Origin of the sequence: Wolbachia endosymbiont (group A) of Epagoge grotiana, from assembly GCF_947251775.1 — a bacterium.
Classification (GTDB): Bacteria; Pseudomonadota; Alphaproteobacteria; order Rickettsiales; family Anaplasmataceae; genus Wolbachia; species Wolbachia pipientis.
The window spans coordinates 102,511-120,224 of record NZ_OX366387.1; the positions used below are offsets into that span (position 1 = coordinate 102,511).

At 33.8% G+C, this 17,714-nt stretch carries 16 protein-coding genes and 2 pseudogenes; 7 read left to right on the plus strand and 11 right to left on the minus strand.

Annotated features, from left to right (window positions below; translation table 11 throughout):
- Positions 1 to 27: 27 nt before the first annotated feature.
- From OPR50_RS00570 to OPR50_RS00590, 5 genes are all read left to right on the plus strand, one after another.
- A complete protein-coding gene (locus OPR50_RS00570) occupies positions 28 to 375 on the plus strand; it encodes a phage tail protein (RefSeq protein WP_230609191.1) in 348 nt (115 codons plus the stop codon).
- On the plus strand, positions 372 to 581 hold the full coding sequence (locus OPR50_RS00575) for a tail protein X (RefSeq protein WP_064085527.1): 210 nt from the start codon (positions 372 to 374) through the stop codon (positions 579 to 581). Before OPR50_RS00570 ends, OPR50_RS00575 begins: the two co-directional genes overlap by 4 nt.
- Positions 582 to 1,532, plus strand: coding sequence for a contractile injection system protein, VgrG/Pvc8 family (locus OPR50_RS00580; RefSeq protein ID WP_264374792.1), 951 nt, complete (start codon positions 582 to 584; stop codon positions 1,530 to 1,532).
- Between the two features lie 33 nt (positions 1,533 to 1,565).
- Positions 1,566 to 2,096: an ankyrin repeat domain-containing protein gene (locus OPR50_RS00585; protein ID WP_230609188.1), complete on the plus strand. Its 531-nt coding sequence runs from the start codon at positions 1,566 to 1,568 to the stop codon at positions 2,094 to 2,096.
- Between the two features lie 67 nt (positions 2,097 to 2,163).
- Positions 2,164 to 2,373 carry a hypothetical protein gene (locus OPR50_RS00590; protein WP_264374793.1) on the plus strand — a complete coding sequence of 70 codons (210 nt, stop codon included), beginning with the start codon at positions 2,164 to 2,166 and terminating at the stop codon, positions 2,371 to 2,373.
- On the opposite strand, the gene OPR50_RS00595 is transcribed toward OPR50_RS00590, so the two are convergent.
- A complete protein-coding gene (locus tag OPR50_RS00595; protein WP_265024111.1) occupies positions 2,374 to 2,871 on the minus strand; it encodes a phospholipase D family nuclease in 498 nt (165 codons plus the stop codon). It lies immediately after the preceding gene.
- A gap of 62 nt (positions 2,872 to 2,933) precedes the next feature.
- A complete protein-coding gene (tnpA, locus tag OPR50_RS00600) occupies positions 2,934 to 3,371 on the minus strand; it encodes an IS200/IS605 family transposase (protein WP_006279552.1) in 438 nt (145 codons plus the stop codon).
- Positions 3,372 to 3,485: 114 nt separating this feature from the next.
- Between tnpA and OPR50_RS00605 the strand changes: the two genes are divergently transcribed.
- Positions 3,486 to 4,403, plus strand: a complete 918-nt coding sequence (locus OPR50_RS00605) for a patatin-like phospholipase family protein (RefSeq protein ID WP_264374795.1) — start codon at positions 3,486 to 3,488, stop codon at positions 4,401 to 4,403.
- A gap of 92 nt (positions 4,404 to 4,495) precedes the next feature.
- Here OPR50_RS00605 and wmk (OPR50_RS00610) read toward each other — a convergent pair whose 3' ends face one another.
- The 7 genes and pseudogenes from wmk (OPR50_RS00610) to wmk (OPR50_RS00640) all read right to left on the minus strand — a co-directional run bounded on the left by wmk (OPR50_RS00610) (position 4,496) and on the right by wmk (OPR50_RS00640) (position 10,914).
- Entirely contained in the window at positions 4,496 to 5,392 is an 897-nt protein-coding gene (gene wmk, locus OPR50_RS00610) for a WO male-killing family protein Wmk (RefSeq protein ID WP_265024112.1), read from the minus strand.
- Positions 5,393 to 5,417: 25 nt separating this feature from the next.
- On the minus strand, positions 5,418 to 6,326 hold the full coding sequence (gene wmk, locus OPR50_RS00615; protein WP_211908123.1) for a WO male-killing family protein Wmk: 909 nt from the start codon (positions 6,324 to 6,326) through the stop codon (positions 5,418 to 5,420).
- Between the two features lie 96 nt (positions 6,327 to 6,422).
- Positions 6,423 to 7,163 (minus strand): annotated as a pseudogene (locus OPR50_RS00620) (hypothetical protein); the annotation flags it as partial.
- 365 nt (positions 7,164 to 7,528) lie between these two features.
- A complete protein-coding gene (locus OPR50_RS00625) occupies positions 7,529 to 8,497 on the minus strand; it encodes a transposase (RefSeq protein ID WP_141456909.1) in 969 nt (322 codons plus the stop codon).
- A 113-nt stretch (positions 8,498 to 8,610) separates the two neighbouring features.
- Positions 8,611 to 9,069, minus strand: a pseudogene (locus tag OPR50_RS00630) (hypothetical protein); the annotation flags it as partial.
- A gap of 107 nt (positions 9,070 to 9,176) precedes the next feature.
- Positions 9,177 to 9,833 (minus strand): JAB domain-containing protein, encoded by a 657-nt coding sequence (locus OPR50_RS00635; protein ID WP_265024113.1) that lies wholly within the window; start codon positions 9,831 to 9,833, stop codon positions 9,177 to 9,179.
- 169 nt (positions 9,834 to 10,002) lie between these two features.
- Positions 10,003 to 10,914, minus strand: a complete 912-nt coding sequence (gene wmk / locus OPR50_RS00640; RefSeq protein WP_141456904.1) for a WO male-killing family protein Wmk — start codon at positions 10,912 to 10,914, stop codon at positions 10,003 to 10,005.
- A gap of 129 nt (positions 10,915 to 11,043) precedes the next feature.
- Between wmk (OPR50_RS00640) and OPR50_RS00645 the strand changes: the two genes are divergently transcribed.
- Positions 11,044 to 11,973, plus strand: coding sequence for an Rpn family recombination-promoting nuclease/putative transposase (locus OPR50_RS00645; RefSeq protein ID WP_141456903.1), 930 nt, complete (start codon positions 11,044 to 11,046; stop codon positions 11,971 to 11,973).
- Positions 11,974 to 12,293: 320 nt separating this feature from the next.
- Here OPR50_RS00645 and OPR50_RS00650 read toward each other — a convergent pair whose 3' ends face one another.
- Together OPR50_RS00650 and OPR50_RS00655 are read right to left on the minus strand one after the other, a co-directional pair.
- Positions 12,294 to 12,608 carry a hypothetical protein gene (locus OPR50_RS00650; protein ID WP_265024114.1) on the minus strand — a complete coding sequence of 105 codons (315 nt, stop codon included), beginning with the start codon at positions 12,606 to 12,608 and terminating at the stop codon, positions 12,294 to 12,296.
- Positions 12,609 to 12,759: 151 nt separating this feature from the next.
- Entirely contained in the window at positions 12,760 to 17,685 is a 4,926-nt protein-coding gene (locus OPR50_RS00655) for an ankyrin repeat domain-containing protein (RefSeq protein ID WP_265024115.1), read from the minus strand.
- Positions 17,686 to 17,714 lie beyond the last annotated feature (29 nt).

Here is a 17,714-nt window from a genome sequence, read left to right on the forward strand (position 1 = left end):
AACTATGTTTTTAAAAATTTTTTATTTGTGTTATCTCTTGGTCCATATAAATTTACTCCGATAAGTTTGAAGTATAGTAAAGAAAATCGTTGGAGTGTAATTGAATGTATCGATAAAATGCCGTCACTACAAAATATTGGTCGAGGAGTGGAAAATGTAGATATAGAAGGAGTTATTTACCTTAATATTCTCAACAGAGTAAATCAATTAAAGAATATGAAAGAAGCTGAAAAACCGCATGTTTTAGTAGATAGTCTAGGTAATATTTTAGGACAATTCGTAATTACTAGGTTAGAAGAAAAGCAGATGTATTTTTTACCTAATGGACTACCAAGAAAAGTTGAATTTAGTTTGAGTTTGAAGAGCTATAGATGACTATATATTACTTAACTAAAGAAGGAGAAATGCTAGATCTGATTTGCTGGAAACATTATGGATTTACCGATGGAATAGTGGAGGAAGTATTGCTTAAAAATCCAGGCCTTGCAGAACATGGAAGTTTTTTACCGGTAGGACTAAAAATTAAATTGCCTGTAACAGAAAAACCTCTACAAAAGTCAAAATTAAAAGTATGGGAATAAATGCAGCCAGATTTTATAATAGATAAATGTGAATCAATTAGAGATAGAGTTATATCATTGCGCCTTACAGATGAATCTGGAACTATAGATGATGTAGTTGAAGTACATGTTGATTATAGGGATGAAAACACAGATGTTCCGAATGAATTAAATATCGCTCTAGGTTACAGAGAAACTGGAGTCTTACCAATGGGCATATATACAGTCAACGAAGTTACAATACAAAGTCCACCTAAGACTCTACTAATCAAAGCTCATGCAACAAATTTAAGACTATCATTAAAGGAGAAAGCATCTAAAGAATGGCATCAAATTACTCTAGGTAGCTTGGTTAAGGAAATAGCAGAAAAGCACGGATATGGGTGCAGAGTTGCAGAAGAATTTGAAAATGTGTTGATTCCATATATTAACCAAACAGAAGAAAGTGATATAAGTTTACTAACAAAAATAGCAATAGAACGCGAGGCAATGGCAAAGTTAGCTGGCGGATACATACTTTTTATTCCAAAAGGCAAAGCAAAGTCGGCAACTGGAAAAGCTTTAGGAACAATAGCTATTAGACCTCAAGACACAATAAATTGGAAGGTTCACTTTACCGTGAGTAGGTACAACTCAGTAATTGCAAAATGGCATAGCTATGAAAAAGGTGAAACTATATCAGAAATAGCTGGTTCTGGTAGTCCAAGTTATACTATACAAACGCTTTACTCTAATGTAGAATCAGCACTAAGTGCAGCAAATGCTAAGTTAAAACAACTAAAGCGAAATAATGCAGTATTGGATATCACTATCCCTGGTAATCCAGAACTATTTGCAGAGGCAAAACTTAGCTTGTTAGGGTTTCATCAAGATATAGACGGTGAATGGATAATTGACAGAGCAGAACACATGTTAGATGGTTCAGGTTATCGCACTATGTTATCAGCATCAACGTTAAGAAAAAATCAGTAAAACAAATGTTTAATATTGAAAAAGGTATTGAATATGAATAGAGACTCAAGAAATAAGCTACATTTTTGGTGGTTTATAGTAACAGTAGTATGTGTTATTATTACTTATTGCTATATGAAAGCAAAAGCTACAGATAATTATAAAACAATATTACAAATTGCATCTGAAAATTGTAACTTAGAGATTGTTAAATTCTCAGTAGAAAATTTGTTAGATACTAGCGTACAGATTAATAAGTTAACAGCATTACATCATGCATCTGATTCTGGGTGTCTAAGAATTGTTGAGTTTTTAGTGAAAGAAAAAGCAAATATAAATGCTACAGGTGGGTATATGGGATGGACAGCTTTGCACCATGCAGCAGATAAGGGACATTTGGAAATCGTTGAGTTTTTACTAAGCAAAGGAGCAAATCCTACAGCTACAGCCCAAGACGGAAGAAGACCTAGAAATATGGCTGTAGTGGAATCGCGACACAATAAAAATAACAAACATTACGATAAAATCATAAAGCTACTTGCTAAAGCAGAGGATCAATACGAATCAACAAAAAGTAATCACTAAAGCTGTAAGTTTTCTATAATCTGTATATAAACTTCTAAAACTATCCATAACAAGTTAATATTTTCACATGAAAAAGCAAAAAATCCCAATTACGGTAATTATTACCATATTAATCCAAACCGTAGCAATCATATGGTGGTTATCCAAGCTAGACTCAAGGGTACAATTTCACGATAAACTTATTGAATATGGTTTAATGGAAAAAGTATTAGTACTTGAGGAAAGGGTAAAAAATCTTTCTGAGGAATTGGATGAGCTTAAAGCTGATTTAAAGTAATTATTCTTCTACTTTTGGTGTATAAGGATCAGATTGAGATTGACGATCCTTCCAGTTTTCGATGTATTGCTCAACTAATGTAGGGTCTCCTGTTATAATCAGTAGATTCTCAGCGTTTTTTTTCTGCGCGGCGTCAGAGAAATTGAAAGATCCAGTTATGATTTTTTGCTCATCAATAATCATAATTTTACTGTGTGAAATTGCAGGTTTATAGTCTATGTATATTGGGATTTTTTGATGAAACAGTTCATTAATAACACTATACTTTGAGCTAACTTGCGATTCGTCGAGAATAACCATGACATCAACTCCACGCTTTTTAGCTTGAACTAAGGATTCAGCAATAGGCTTTGAGGTAAATTGGTATGCCTGAACCAACACGGATTTTTTAGCATGATCCACGGAATCAATTATTAGGTTGGTGCAATTTTCTCTAGGAGTGAAACATACAGTAGTACTTGGACAAGAAACACAACCTGATAAAAGCAAACAACTCAACCACTATCGGCTGAGAGCCGAAAGGTTGGATATAGCGCTGGAAGCGCGGTGAGAAGCTAAAGCTACTCCAATCTTATACTAGATATAGAATGAGGCTGATGTGCATCTGTATGTTTATTGATGTACTCATTAATGACTTCATCTGTGATATGTCCGCTGGTAGCACTAAAGTATCCTCTTCCCCAAAAACGCTTTCCCCAGTACATTTTATTTAGCTCTGGAAATTCTTGTTGAACTTTGCGTGAAGACCTGCCTTTGGCTCTTTGAACAAAATCACTCACAGCTATATGAGGAGGTATTACTACGAATAAATGTAAATGATCTGATGATATTACTCCGTTTTCTATCTTAATCCCCATTTCTTCAGATACTTCTGCTATGATTGTTCGTATTCTCTCCTTCATAGCCTTAGTTAATACTCTGTACCGATATTTTGTAATCCAGACTATATGGTACCTATGATAAAATACAGTGTGTTTTCCTTTGTCATATTCCGTCATAACTATACTTTATAAAGTACAGTTATGACATTGACAAACTAAAGTTTCTCCACCTAGAAGGTGGAGGCTTGTACCATCTTATGGAAAGTCAAAAAAATCAATAAATATCTAAACATGGCCAAATATATTCTTTCAGTTGACGGTGGAGGCATAAGGGGCATCATACCAGCCATTATACTAGCAGAAATAGAAAAAAGAACAAGAAGAACTATAGCTGAAATCTTTGATCTTATAGCAGGTACTTCAACCGGTGGAATTGTTGTAGCGGGATTATGTAGAAAAGATGAACGAGGAAATCCCCAATATTCAGCCAATGATTTAGTTGAGCTTTACCAAGAGTACGGAGCATATATTTTTAAGTCTTCATTTTTTAGGAGATCAATATTATCTTGGTTTAACTGCGCACAATACCCACATAAAAATATTGAATCTGTACTGGATAAATATTTTGGAGAGGATATTCTAAAAAACACATTAAGTAAGGTACTGATAACAAGTTATGATATTCACAATAATCGTCCATTTTTCTTTAAAAGCTGGAAAGAAGGTAATATTAAGCTGAAAGATGCACTCAGAGCTGCAACGGCTGCACCTACTTATTTCATGCCAAAACATCTCAAAATTAACCAGATAAAAAGAGTATTAGTGGATGGTGGGGTGTTTGCCAATAATCCAGCGGCTTGTGCATATGCAAGTGGTAAGAGGTTATTTCCAAATGATGATATTCTACTGTTATCAATAGGTACTGGAAGAAGAGATAGAAGCATAGCTAATTCAAGGAGATTTGGAAAGATAGGTTGGATAAAACCTCTGTTGAACGTAATGTTTGCCTCAAGTTTAGATGCAGTAAATTACCAACTTGATCAAGTTATAGCTGATAAATATATACGTATACAATCGCAACTAAAAATAGCATCACCTGACATGGATAATATTACATCAAAAAATATCAAATCTCTTCAGCAAGAAGCAAATGCAATGATAGAGGAAAATCAAAAAGTAGTCGATAAATTCTGTGATGTTTTATCTTGATACGTAGAAATGCCAAAAAAATTCTGCAGAGCTAAATAAGGGTTTAGAATAGATAATATATTAACCATTTTTACTTATATCTTAAACACAATTCAATTTTCACACTCATCGGCAGTTAGGCCACTTGCTCGCACAATAATATCAATAGCAACACCTTCCTTTGCTAGATTTTTTGCAACCTTGATCCTTTCTGTTTTTTTAACTTTTTCCTTGCCACTTTTCATATCTTCAGATAGAGATTTGACTAATGATTCTTGTTCTCCGTACTCATCCATTAAACTCAATAGCTTTTTGCTTTCTCTTGTTTTAGGCAGCAGAACTTTAATATTCACTGATAATTCCCCTGCTATTTCATATAATTTATCAAATGATATTTCAGTATATCCTTTTTCATATTCGTGTATTTCCTTGAGTGTTACACCAACTTTATCCGCCAAATCTTTTTGAGTATATCTCCTTATCAACCTCCATTCTCTTATTCTTTGTCCTATTCTGTAATATATAGAGTCAGTGCAGACTTCTTTTCTTGTATCATTATACTCGTAAATAGATAAGCCGGTTGCTTGGGAAATTATGTCAACTGATACTCCTTCTTTAACTAGATTTTTTGCTACCTCTAATCTTGCCTCCTCTTGATTGATTTTCTCGCTAATATGAACAAATCTTACTAATGAAGGTACTATTTTGCCTAACTTTTGATTCTCATATATTTTTGTTAGATAGAGTATTTCTTCATCTTCATACTCTCTTACTACTACTGGTTCAGGTAATAAATCTACAACATCAACTAATAATACTCTTGCTATTACATATAGTGCTCCAACTGGAATAGGAATATACCCATTTTCATAGCTGTTCACTTCTTGGTATGTTAAACCTATTTTACTTGCTAATTCTATTTGAGTATGACCTCGCATTAACCTACAATTTTCTATTTTTTGCCCTATTTTGTAGCGTATAGGACTAACATCACTTACAGAAACAAACATATACCTCAATTAAAAAAATAAACTTTTATGCAATTTGGTCAGCAGATAAACCGATTATTTGCAAGATAATATCAATAGAAATTCCCCCTTTTACTAGATCCTTTGCAACTTTAATCCTTTCTACCTCTCTCACTTTCTCCTCACAAATACGTATCCCTTCAAACAAAGACTTTATTAGTGCATTACGTAATTCTTGGCTCTCAATTTCTTTGTATTCTTTAATCAAATCAGGCAGCTCATTTTCTATCTTATCTCCTGTTAGTTCAAGTAGGTCCATGATGTTAATTGATAACACCTCCGCTATTTCATATAATTTTCCCAGTGGAGTGGCTACGCGTCCTTGTTCATAGTTGCTTATTTCGTGACGGGTTGTATTCATTTTCTCTGCTAAATCTTTTTGAGTATACTCTCTCACTAGCCTCCATTCTTTTATCTTTTTTCCTATTTGGCAGTATATAGAACCAACTTTTTCTTCAACACATTCATCAACAGAGAGACCAATTGTTTTTGCAACAATATCAACAGAAACTCCTGCTTTAACCAGACCCTTTGCAATTTTTATTTTTTCCGATTTTCTACTACTTTTCTCACTAACTTGGACAAATTTGGTTAGCAAACAAAACATTCTACGTAACTCCTGATCGTTAATCCTTTTATATTCTCTTACTAGATTTAATATTTCCTCTCCCTCATCTTCAAGACAGCTTTTTGACACAGGAATGAGATCAGTAATACTGATTGATAGTGCCTCAGTTATAGCATATAACCTTTCAATTGAAATTTTACGGTTCCCTTTTTCATATTGCAGTATTACCCAGTACTTTACACCAATTTTCTCCGCTAAATCCTTTTGAGTATACCCTCGCTCTAACCTCCAACTTTTTACTTTTTCCCCTACTTCACAGTCTAGACTTTTTTCCACGAAAACAACCATGCGTATAATATTTTCTACTATAGCTCAATTTTGTTAAGGCTCCAGATATAACGGTAAGAAAAAACCTCTGGAACCTTAAAGGTGACTATAGACACATTAAAGTTTTCTAAAAGTTTCTTTACTACCTTCACGTATCCTATTTACCCACGGAGACAATACTTCATCATTGCTAATCTCTTTTATAGCATACTTTTCACTCCATATGCCACATCTAGTGAAATTACCTTTCTCTACTGCTTCTTGAAGTTTTACTCCCCCAAAAAGGCAGTTTTTTCCTATTTCTTCGTCTCTTTTTTGTAACTCAGCCCACATTTCCTTATTTTCTACTCTCACTTGCACCTGATCTGCCTCTTGGTACAACACAATATTTAGCTTACCAATGCTCGTAGGAAATTCTAACATGACAGAGCTGCCATCTGAAATATCGGTATAGTTTCTTATACCTCCCTTCTCACTTTTAACTTCAACTGCATCATTACCAATTTTTAAGATATTACTTCCTAACTTTCTGTTTGCTTCCAGTATTTTGGCTACCTCTACCTTACTATTCCCAGAAAATTCTATATACGATGTTGTATTATCTATCTCAACATCTATTAATTCTCCTTCTTGCACAGCATTTTCGCCAGCTTCCTCTAGCTCTTCTAGTTGCTTATCTATCTGTGGCTGAACTTCTGGCTGTAGCTCATTATAGATTTCACCTATCAGTTTATTCTGCAGTAGAGTATCATGAAACTCTGCACCACTTAGCATTAATTTACGTATTAGCTTTTTACGATCAGCCTTATCAAATTTATGAAAATGTGTGCCCAGTATCACATATTCCGCGAAGCTTGTATCTTTATAATGTAAGGTATTAGAGCTAAAATATCTTATAGGAGAGGGTGAAGCCGTAGCGAAGCTAATGCCAGTAAGGCCGTAGTGGAGATACTGTCTTTATTGTCAACAAGTTATTTAGCTATAAAACAACAAAAAATTTATCTGCATTTTCTATAAATTAGTGTAACTGTGGATAAATACTTTAAGTGTGTGTGGACGTATTTATCCACAGTTATAGGACCATATCTTCTTAATCTTCTGAGAATAGTTTTACAAAGTACAGAGCTCAGTTAAAATCAAAATGATACATATTATAACTCAAAGTACATGTTAAATTACATCCTAAACAGTTGAGCATAAGATCCAAGCTTTTACTGTCAAAATTATCTCACTAAATTACCATTGAATGGTTGATCATTTTTAAGAATACCAAAAAATACATGCATTAGTTTTCTCATTAAAGCAACAATTATAACCTTTGGACATTTTCCTTTACTTGCTAAACGCTGACAAAACTTTTGAAAGTAAGAATTATGATTCTTGACTACTATAGCTGGCATATAAAGAGCTTTGCGAATACGCTCAGATCCTATTTTACATATTCGACTTTTTTTACTTACGGATGATCCTGATTGATAATGTTCTGGGTTTAGACCAGCAAAAGCTGTGAATTGTCTGGCATTATCAAAATTATCAACTGATGGCATTTCTGCAACAACAGCAACAGCTGTAAGATGTCCTACGCCTTTTATAGTCTTGATCTTTTCTGTTATATTTTTTAGATGCAAATGGTTATTAACATGTTCATTAATTTCTTTCTCTAGAGCAGCAGTTTGTGTGTCTATTGTAGCAATGACCTCAAGTATTGCTTGTTTACAATGGGAATCCGTATTTTTATTTTCCAAGCGATTCATCTGTTGTAGCTTGTCATCTTTAAATGCTTGCAAACAACGATAAAGGTCTCTTAAACGCCTAACTTCGGGAGGAGCAGGTTTCCAAAGATTAGGTTTGTTAGCAATACAAAACCTAGCAATCATGGCAGCATCTGACTTATCTGTTTTGTTTCTAAGTAGCTCACTTCTGCCAAAAGCTTTGATTTGGGCTGGGTTTACCACACTTACATTATGCTCCAAGTCATACATAAAATTAACTATATCTTCACTATAACAACCGGTTGCTTCGAGACACAGATGAATAAGTTCTGCTCCATGATGATTGCACCAAGCCACAAGCTTTTCAAAACCATCATGATTATTTTGAAAGACTTTGTACCGTTCTTTGTTGCCTACCAATAAACAAACATCAAATTTCTTTTTAGAAATGTCCACACCTAAAACAGCATTTGCTTGCATAAAATTGCCTCCAAGACTATAAATTAGGTTGAGAGTTTAGACTAACCTTGTAAATACGGGATATAATTCCAAAGATACTGTTCAGTCTTTTAACCCTATTGAGAGGGAGAGCAAAATCTCCACTCTCCATCATTACATGCATTTAGCCTTGCTCCAGCAGCTAGTGCTTCGTCTACAACCTTGTGCAGTTCATTTGGACTTTTTGCTCTTACCACAGCACTCTTAAACCAGCTCAACTTTTCTGCACTTGGCTTTATTTTTTTCAAAGCTGAAGCAAATGGATTTTTATCTTCTTGATCACTTACAGGTTTTGTACCATATATGTAGTCAAGTCCTTTCCCATAGTTGATTTTGTTTTCGCGAACTTCTCTACCAGGGAAAGGTACTACTTCTTTATCTACAAGCTTTTTAGCCTTATTAATTTTGCTTACAAAAGTAGGCTGCTGGCTAGTACGACCAATTCCTACAATAGCATTTAACATCTCACCTTTTGACAATTTATCAAGATCAACGTTTAACTCGTAGATACCTCCTTCCTTATCACCAAAAGGTACGATTATTTTATTACCCATATTACCTCCACTATTAAAAATACTTTTTAAGCGTACAATAAACTTTATTATTATACATTATATTACTCATTATAAATTATAGTGAGTAGATTTGCAAATACTTTCTACTATAACAATCCGTTCTCTCGAAAGCTGAAATAGCCTCCACTTGTGATGATAATATGGTCAAACAATTTTACGCTTACAGTACTACATGCTGCTGCTAAGCTCTTCGTTACTTCTTGATCTTCTTCTGACGGCTCTAAGCTTCCTCCAGGATGGTTATGTGACATTATTATTAATGTTGCATTTTTTATTAATGCTTTTTTTATAATCTCCTTTATGTATACCGGTGCTTTTTCCATTTCATCAATATAGGATTCTTCTCCAATTAGTTGGCGCCTCTTATTCAAGTACAGTATTTTTACACATTCCCTTTCTGAGTGTCCTATACTTACGTTCAAATACTCTACTAGCCCTTGTAAGTCCATTATTGGCTCACCCTTAAGCTTTTCTCTGAGCACCCTTTCTAGTGTTTCCTTAACACACATAATCATTGCTACTGCAGAATCAGTCACTCCTTCTATAACTTTCAGGTCATCCATTTCTCTACCTAAAATCCTTCCTACTCCCGTATAAGTATTCACCAGATTTTTAGCAATTTCTTGAGCCTGTGGTCTTTCATGTACTGCACTTAGAAACGTTTCCATTATTTCACGATCAAGTAGTGCTTTGCCTTTGCTTTCTAATATTCTGAATTCGATTTCTTCTTTACTTTTATTCATATAATTTACCTTTCACTAACAACAAACTTTTTTTAGATATTTACTGCTGTTTTTTATCAGCATTGGCATAGAGCCATAGCTTTCGAGTGAAGTCAAATCAATTTTTCAATCTTTTTTACTTATTTTTTCATCAAAAAGTAAAGATGTTAATAGATACTGATTTTTTTACTTAAATTTGTTGAATTTCGTCTAAAGAGATGCCTATTGTTTTTAAAATAATATTGATAGAAATTCCTTTTTTTACTAAGTCTTTTGCAATTTTGATCTTTTCTGCTCTTTTCACTTTTTCTTCGCAAATCCGTATGCCTTCAAATAGAGATCTTATTAATGCATTACGTAGTTCTTGACTTTCAATCTTTTTGTATTCTTTTATTAAATCAGGTAGTTCATTTTCTACTATCTCATCTTCTTCTATGAGCAGATCTATAATGCTAATTGATAATGTTTCTGCTATTGCATATAATTTTTCCAGTGGAATGGCCACACGTCCTTGCTCATAGTTGCTTATTTCATCACGTGTTGTACTCATTTTTTCTGCTAAATCCTTCTGAGTATATTCCCGCACTAGTCTCCATTCTTTTATCTTTTTTCCTATTTGGTAGTAGATAGAACCCGTTTTTTCTTCAACACATTCATCAGCAGATAGACCAATTGTTTTTGAAACAGTATCAACAGAAACTCCTGCTTTAACCAAACCCTTTGCAATTTTTACTTTCTCTGCTTTCCTACTACTTCTTTCACTGACTTGGACAAATTTGGTTAGTAAACAAAATATCTTACGTAACTCCTGATCGTTAATCTTCCTATACTTTCTTATTAGACTTAATATCTCTTCTTCTTCAGTTTTAAGGCAAATTTTCTCATTTGATACAGGAATGAGGTCTACAATACCAATTGATAACACCTTTGCTATAGAGTACAACTTTTCAATCGAAATTTTACGTGTTCCTTTTTCATATTGTAGTACTACTTGATACGTTACACTGACTTTCTTCGCTAAATCTTTTTGAGTATATCCTCGCTTTAACCTCCAGTTCCTTACTTTTTGTGCTATCTGATACCTTATTGAGATGTTTGCCATAAATATTATACAGTTTAATACTACCAAATAAAGATATACAAAAGGGATGCTTCTTTCTATGTTTGAATTTTAGTTGAATATTTCTTCACAATTGTGTATAATTACTAATGCTTTTTAGGTTAATTCGTCATGGCTCTTTCGAAATTTCTTGATCCCAAAAATGACTTGAGCTTTAAAAAGATCTTTGGCTCTGAAAAGAATAAAAATATCTTAATTCACTTCCTCAACGATATCTTAGGTTTTTCTACTTCTGATCAAATAATGGAAATTGAATTCCTTAGTACCATTATGGATCCTGAAATTGCCTCTGACAAACAAAGCATTGTTGATGTTCTTTGCAAAGACTCTATTGGTAATAGATTTGTTATCGAAATGCAACTCGCTCGTGATAAAGGCTTTGAGAAACGTGCTCAACTTTATGCTGCTAAAGCTTACTCTCGGCAATTAGATAAATCTGGTAATTACATTCATCTTCAGAAAGTCTTCTTTATTGCTATTTCCAATTGTAACCTTCTGCCTGAAGAAGTTGACTATATTTCTACTCATAATATACGCGATATCAAAACCAATGGGCATTACTTGAAAGATTTACAATTTGTCTTTATTGAGTTGCCTAAATTTACAAAAAATAAGGTAGAGCAATTAGAGAATACTACAGAGAGATGGTGTTTCTTTTTTAAATACGCAGAAGATACAACTGAAGAAGATCTAAAAAAGATAGCAGCAGAAGCTCCGATAATAAAGCTAGCATATGATGAATTAGACAGGTTTCGCTGGAATGAAAAGGATTTGATCGCATATGAAGAAAGAATATTGAGCGTGCAGAAAGAAAACGCTATCCTTGCTCAAAAACTCGATGATGCTAAACATGAAGGAATCCAAATTGGAGAAGAGAAAGGCAGGAAAGAAGGCATCCAAATCGGCCATGAAAAAGGTAAAATTGAAGGTAAAATTGAAGTTGCAAAAAATTCACTCAAGGCCGATGTCCCTATAGATGTTATAGCTCAAATTACCGGTCTCTCTCATTCTGAAATTTTACAACTCAAGGAAAAAACATAATTATTCACTTCAACATTTATGAAAACCTTCTCTAAGTTCGACATATCACCTAATTAAGAATCTAGTGAACTATCTAAAACAGCTATGAAGATTGCACAAAGAATTATATAAATTACTATCATAACGTTACTCAAACTTCTATATCAAAGCTACGTGCTGTAAGTTCAATATGGAAAATACATTAATCACTTAGAATTTAATGTCTACTTCATCCATTTTAGCATTAAGACCATCAAACTTGCTACTGGTTTCCCTAATTATTTTGGCTACCTTCACTTTAAATTTCCCACTACTTGGCATATTACCTCTTATATTATAACCTACCTATTGAGATTACCTCCAAGCTTGGTTACTCCTATCTCAGAAAGACAAGTTGATACTTTTGAATGGCTTTGAATAGAAGCATTACTTAAATAACTTTGAGGCTCTAAACTTATCTGCTGTTTTTTTGTACCATCAACTTCTAATCTACCATCTCTGTTGTGTAATATCTGCTCTATTGATTGATTTACTATTACATCTAATCCTTTATTAAATTTAGCCATAAACTCATTAAACCTTTTCTCGCTTAATTTACCAGGGCACCCTGCTTCCCTACCCTTACTATTACCCACAAATATAAATGTTTGTTGCATAGCTCTTAATGGCATAACTTTTGCTTGAAATAACTGTTTATATGGTGCAATTTACAGCTTTTAGTTGCTAAAATTATAACTCTTAGTTTAATAATTTTAATCTAATAAGCTTTCAGGTTAATAAAATTAAATTATTTGAGTAAATACAATACTATGTTTTTATTTGTGGGTAATAGTAAGCTTCCCTACCAGGACATGCTTTCTCTACATACAATTTTAAAATCCCTGAAATTTCATTAAATTTACCACTCATGACTTTTCTAGTAATCTCTTTCTGCATTCCCATATAATCAATATTTAACCGGTGCATTGATATGCCACTTTTTAATGCAGCTTGCTCTACTACTTTCTCAAATCCCTTTGTAATATTGAGTGCATATCCCTGTGCCTCTAGTGGAGATATAGACTGATCTGCTGTAGAAATATACTTTTGACCTTTAACCTTTCTAATTAATAAGTCAAGTAACATTATCGTACCGTTTACATCCATTTTTGCATCAACTTGTGAGATTGAATTTGTAGTATTTGATGTTCCCGCAGGTAATTCAGCTTGAGAATAAAACAATTCACCTATAAAATTCTTTACTGAACCAAACAAAGAAGATGGTCTTGTGCCACTACTTGTTGCTACCTCAGGTTGACCACTCGAATCTAAGGATTGACTTAGCAAATGACGGCGGTTACGTTGTACAGGTTTTCCTCTTTCTTCCCTGAGCTTTTGTTCTAAATATTCCACAATATTATTGTGCCCCTTGTCTTTTGCAATATCTAGAGGTGTTTTACCGTAATTACCTTTAGCACCAAGATTAGCATGAGCATCGACAAGAACTTTTACTATATCAAGACTGTTGGTATCAGCAGCATAATGTAAAGGTGTCCAATTGTCTTTGTCTTCAGCATTAACATTTGCACTACGATCAAGAAGTAACTTGACCACACTTAGTTTTTCATTTAGCACAGCTCCATGCAAAGGAGTTGCTTGATACTTTCCGTTTTTAGCTTCAATATTAGCACCGTTATCAAGAAGAAGTTTAACTAGGTTTAAATCACCGATTTCAGCAGCTGAATACAGTAGTGTATTACCGTTCTTGTCATTAGCATCAATGTTAGCACCCTGAGCAACAAGATCTCTAACTTTATTAAGATCACTATTTCCTATTGCGATTAATAACTGTTTATCTAGGATTAATTGTGTTTGTTGTAAGTACCGTACAAGATTATTATGTCCCTTATCTCTAGCAATATCTAGAGGTGTTTTACCACTACTATCTTTAGTACCAATATTAGCACCATTATTTATAAGATGCTGCAATGTATCTAAATGACCACCCCAAGAAGCCAAGTGTAGTGGCGTCTCGCCATTTTTATCAGCTTCGTTAATACTTGCTCCTCTCATGAGAAAAAGTTGTATAACCTCTTCATCATTGCTCTCAGCAGTAGTGTATGTAGAACCTCTACCATATACATCTTGAATATCCTTATGATTATTCATAACAGCAAAGTGCATAGGAGTCCTGCCAAGTATATCCTTAGCATTCACATTAGCTCCTTTATTAACCAATAACTTAGCAATATCTGAATGACCTTTCAATGCAGACCAGTGTAGTAATGTGCAGCCATATTTATCAGCAACATTAACGCTACCTTCTCCCTCAACAATAAGCTTAACTGTGTCCAAATTACCTTCCCAAGCAAAATAATATGCACCATGCCTATCTTCGCCTCCATTAATACCTTTAGCAATAAGACTATTAATTGTCTTTAGATCATCTTCACTTTTCACAGTAAGTAACAATTCTTTATCTAAGTATGCCTGCCTCAAAATCTTGATTATACTTGAGTCTGCAACATCTAGAGGAGTTCTATCATTATTATCTTTAGCATCGATATCAGCATCTTTACTTATAAGATACTTCACAATATCTAAATGATGAAAAGACTGTGAAGCATAATGTAGAGGAGTTTTATCATCATTATCTTTAATATTAATATTAGCACCTTGATTTACAAGATCTTTTACTTTATTAAAATCACCATCTTGTACCGCAGCCAACAATTGTTCATTCAGTATTTGTTGTAAACAACCTACAACATCATTGTGTTTTTGATCAGTAGCAACATCTAAAGGTGTTTTACCGTCCTTGTCTTTAGCATTAATATCTGCTCCCTTACTTATAAGATACTCTACTACATCCAGATGACCACTCCAAGAAGCCGAATGCAATGGTACCTGCCCATCATTATCTCTTAGATTAACATCAACTTTTCCTTCATCTACAAAATACTTTACCACATCTAGCTTACCATTGTAAGCAGCATAGTGTAGGGGAACTCTACCGCCATTATCTTTAATTTCTAAACTATTTTTTGCATTTGCTACAAAATACTTTACTATATCCAGATTACCACCATAAGCAGCAGAATGCACAACGGTCATCCCATCACTATACTTAACATTCAAGCTAGCCCCTTGATTTACAAGATCTCTAACCTCATCAAAATTACTATATTGTGCTGCGATCAGTAATTCTTGATCTAGTTGGACTTGTTTTAAATATTCTATAACATCATCGTGTTTTTGGTCAGTAGCGGCATCCAGCGATGTCTTACCACCTTTGTCCTGAGCATTAATGTCAGCTCCCTTTTCTACAAGATACTTTACTACACCCAAGTGACCATTCCAAGAAGCGCAGTATAGTGGTGTTCGACCATATCTATCAACATCATCGATGCTCATTCCCTTGCTGAGAAAAAATTCTATAATGTTTGTATTATTATTTTCAGCAGCAACATGTATAGGTTTCCTACCAAAAATATTCTCAGCATTAATATCAGCTCCCTTCTTGACTAATGATCTAGTATCATTTAACTGACCTTCCCATGCAGCTAAGTGTAGCAGTGTCCAACCATTTTCATCCTTAGAATTAACATCAACATTTTCTCCAAAATGACTATTCACAGAAATATTGCAAATAGAAGGCTCTATTACGCTTTGATTAAAACTAAAAGCTCCGCCATTATTGTCTCTAGAGCCAGTACCTGTACTCTGGCTTCTACCTTTTCTTATAGTAGATCCACAATCTTCAATCTTCCATACACCTTGTGTAACCTCGCCCCCTGGAATCCAAGTGAATACGCTTCTTCTATCTTTGTCATGTTTAGCATAATCAGCAGCATATAAATATTCATTATGCTCAATATTCCTTATACTACATTTATCACCCTTAGGCTCAATCTTCCACACACCTTGTGTGACCTGCCCACCTGGAATCCAAGTAAATACCATTCGTCTATCATTATCATAATTAAAATAGTTACCAGCGGCATATAAATGTTCATAAAACTCAACATTTACTATACGAAAGCTATCACCATCAGGCTGAATCTTCCATACACCTTGTTTATCATTTTTCCCAGGAATCCAAGTAAACGCTCTCCTCCTTTCTGTGTCATAATTAAAACAATCAACAGCAGCATATAAATATTCATTGTGATAAGTATTTTTAATACATACTTTTGACGCAAATACTATATTCTTCACTGATTCTGGTAATTTACTTTTTAGCCTTTCAAGATCAGATCTTTTTTCTGAATCAAGATTAGCATAGTTATCAGAACTCACTATCTCTTTAATAGAGTAAGATAGCTTAAATATTCCACTATTATTTAAATCGTTATTTCTCTGCATTATGTTAAACACAGCCACATAACCTGATATACGCTGACTAATATCACCATGACTTTGTACACAACTTAATATTTTTTTTATGTCTAGTTTTCCATACACATCATTTATAACTCCTTTAATTATATCATCAAACAACTTCCCATCTGATCTATAAATTTCATCAGCAAGTTTATTAACTGAACTATATCCATTATGCAACATGCCATCCTTTAGCTTCTCTTTTGCTACACTTTTTATTGAATATCTTAACTTCTCTACAAAAAACTCTGCCCATCTTTTTACATTAGGTGCAGTATCTGCTTGGTTAATAATTTCGTTCTTTACGCCCTCAACTACTCCCATCACCTTATATGGATCATTATTTTTAACCTCAATATTCATGTTCCTATCAAAAAAAAATTTGACCATATCTAGGTCACCACTATAAGCGGCTACACGCAGAGGAGTTCTACCATTATTATCTTTAGCTCCAATATCAGCACCTTGATCCACAAGAAACTTAGCTATATTCAAATTGCCTTGCTGAGCGGCCCAGTGCAGGGGATGGATGTCTTTATCTTTAACACTAAAATGCTTCCTATCAAAAAGAATTTCTACTATGTCCAGCCTACCTGCTTGAATAGCAACGTACAAAGGTGTTAATTCATACCTACTTTCAATATTAATACTTTCAATTTTTCTAATTAAATCTTTAGCTTCATTAATATTATCTCGCACTATAGCATCAAACATTTGCTCCTTTAATAAAGTCACTTTCTCCTTATTAAAGTCCTCTATAATATCTTCTGAATTACAAGCAGAGAATATGCATTCCGCATTAGAAACCATTGTATCATTAAAAGCGAACATCATTTCTCTTGCAGGCTGATAATTACTCCAATTCTCCACTTTTGCAATGGTACTATTTCCATATGATAGCACTAAACTATCATCAACAATCTCCATATCAAAACCCAATATAGACTTATCTCTAAAATCAACCAACCCAACATCATTCTTGTCAATAGGTTGATTATGATAAATCTGTAATCCTTGTTCATCTGGCTGATAGTATCTGAAAGAGTTAGGATCCATCTCTACATGCTCAAGCTTTAAATTTGTACTGTCAATTTTATAAAGCTTATTGTTCATTTGTAATACAATTTGCTGATGCTCTGGACTTTTAAAGTAATCAACTAAACCAATAGACAAAGACCACTTAGTACCTTTGCTATCAAGTACTGTAATATCTTTTATCTCTAAACTGTCCTCTGTAAGGTCAGAGATTGATTTGTTATAACATTCATTTATATAACTCCTTTCACCTTCTTCTATACCTATACTATCAATATCTGTTACATTCAACCCAGCAAAATCAATAATATTGTAAGGTACGTTCTGATAAGGCACTGCTTTGCTTTTTATTTTTAAATTAAGTC

Coding starts and splice junctions, on each gene's coding strand:
- OPR50_RS00575 (WP_064085527.1), top strand. CDS start 372: ATGACTATATATTACTTAACTAAAGAAGGAGAAATGCTAGATCTGATT.
- OPR50_RS00580 (WP_264374792.1), top strand. CDS start 582: ATGCAGCCAGATTTTATAATAGATAAATGTGAATCAATTAGAGATAGA.
- OPR50_RS00585 (WP_230609188.1), top strand. CDS start 1,566: ATGAATAGAGACTCAAGAAATAAGCTACATTTTTGGTGGTTTATAGTA.
- OPR50_RS00590 (WP_264374793.1), top strand. CDS start 2,164: ATGAAAAAGCAAAAAATCCCAATTACGGTAATTATTACCATATTAATC.
- tnpA (WP_006279552.1), bottom strand. CDS start 3,371: ATGACGGAATATGACAAAGGAAAACACACTGTATTTTATCATAGGTAC.
- OPR50_RS00605 (WP_264374795.1), top strand. CDS start 3,486: ATGGCCAAATATATTCTTTCAGTTGACGGTGGAGGCATAAGGGGCATC.
- wmk (WP_265024112.1), bottom strand. CDS start 5,392: ATGTTTGTTTCTGTAAGTGATGTTAGTCCTATACGCTACAAAATAGGG.
- wmk (WP_211908123.1), bottom strand. CDS start 6,326: ATGGTTGTTTTCGTGGAAAAAAGTCTAGACTGTGAAGTAGGGGAAAAA.
- OPR50_RS00625 (WP_141456909.1), bottom strand. CDS start 8,497: ATGCAAGCAAATGCTGTTTTAGGTGTGGACATTTCTAAAAAGAAATTT.
- OPR50_RS00635 (WP_265024113.1), bottom strand. CDS start 9,833: ATGAATAAAAGTAAAGAAGAAATCGAATTCAGAATATTAGAAAGCAAA.
- wmk (WP_141456904.1), bottom strand. CDS start 10,914: ATGGCAAACATCTCAATAAGGTATCAGATAGCACAAAAAGTAAGGAAC.
- OPR50_RS00645 (WP_141456903.1), top strand. CDS start 11,044: ATGGCTCTTTCGAAATTTCTTGATCCCAAAAATGACTTGAGCTTTAAA.
- OPR50_RS00650 (WP_265024114.1), bottom strand. CDS start 12,608: ATGCAACAAACATTTATATTTGTGGGTAATAGTAAGGGTAGGGAAGCA.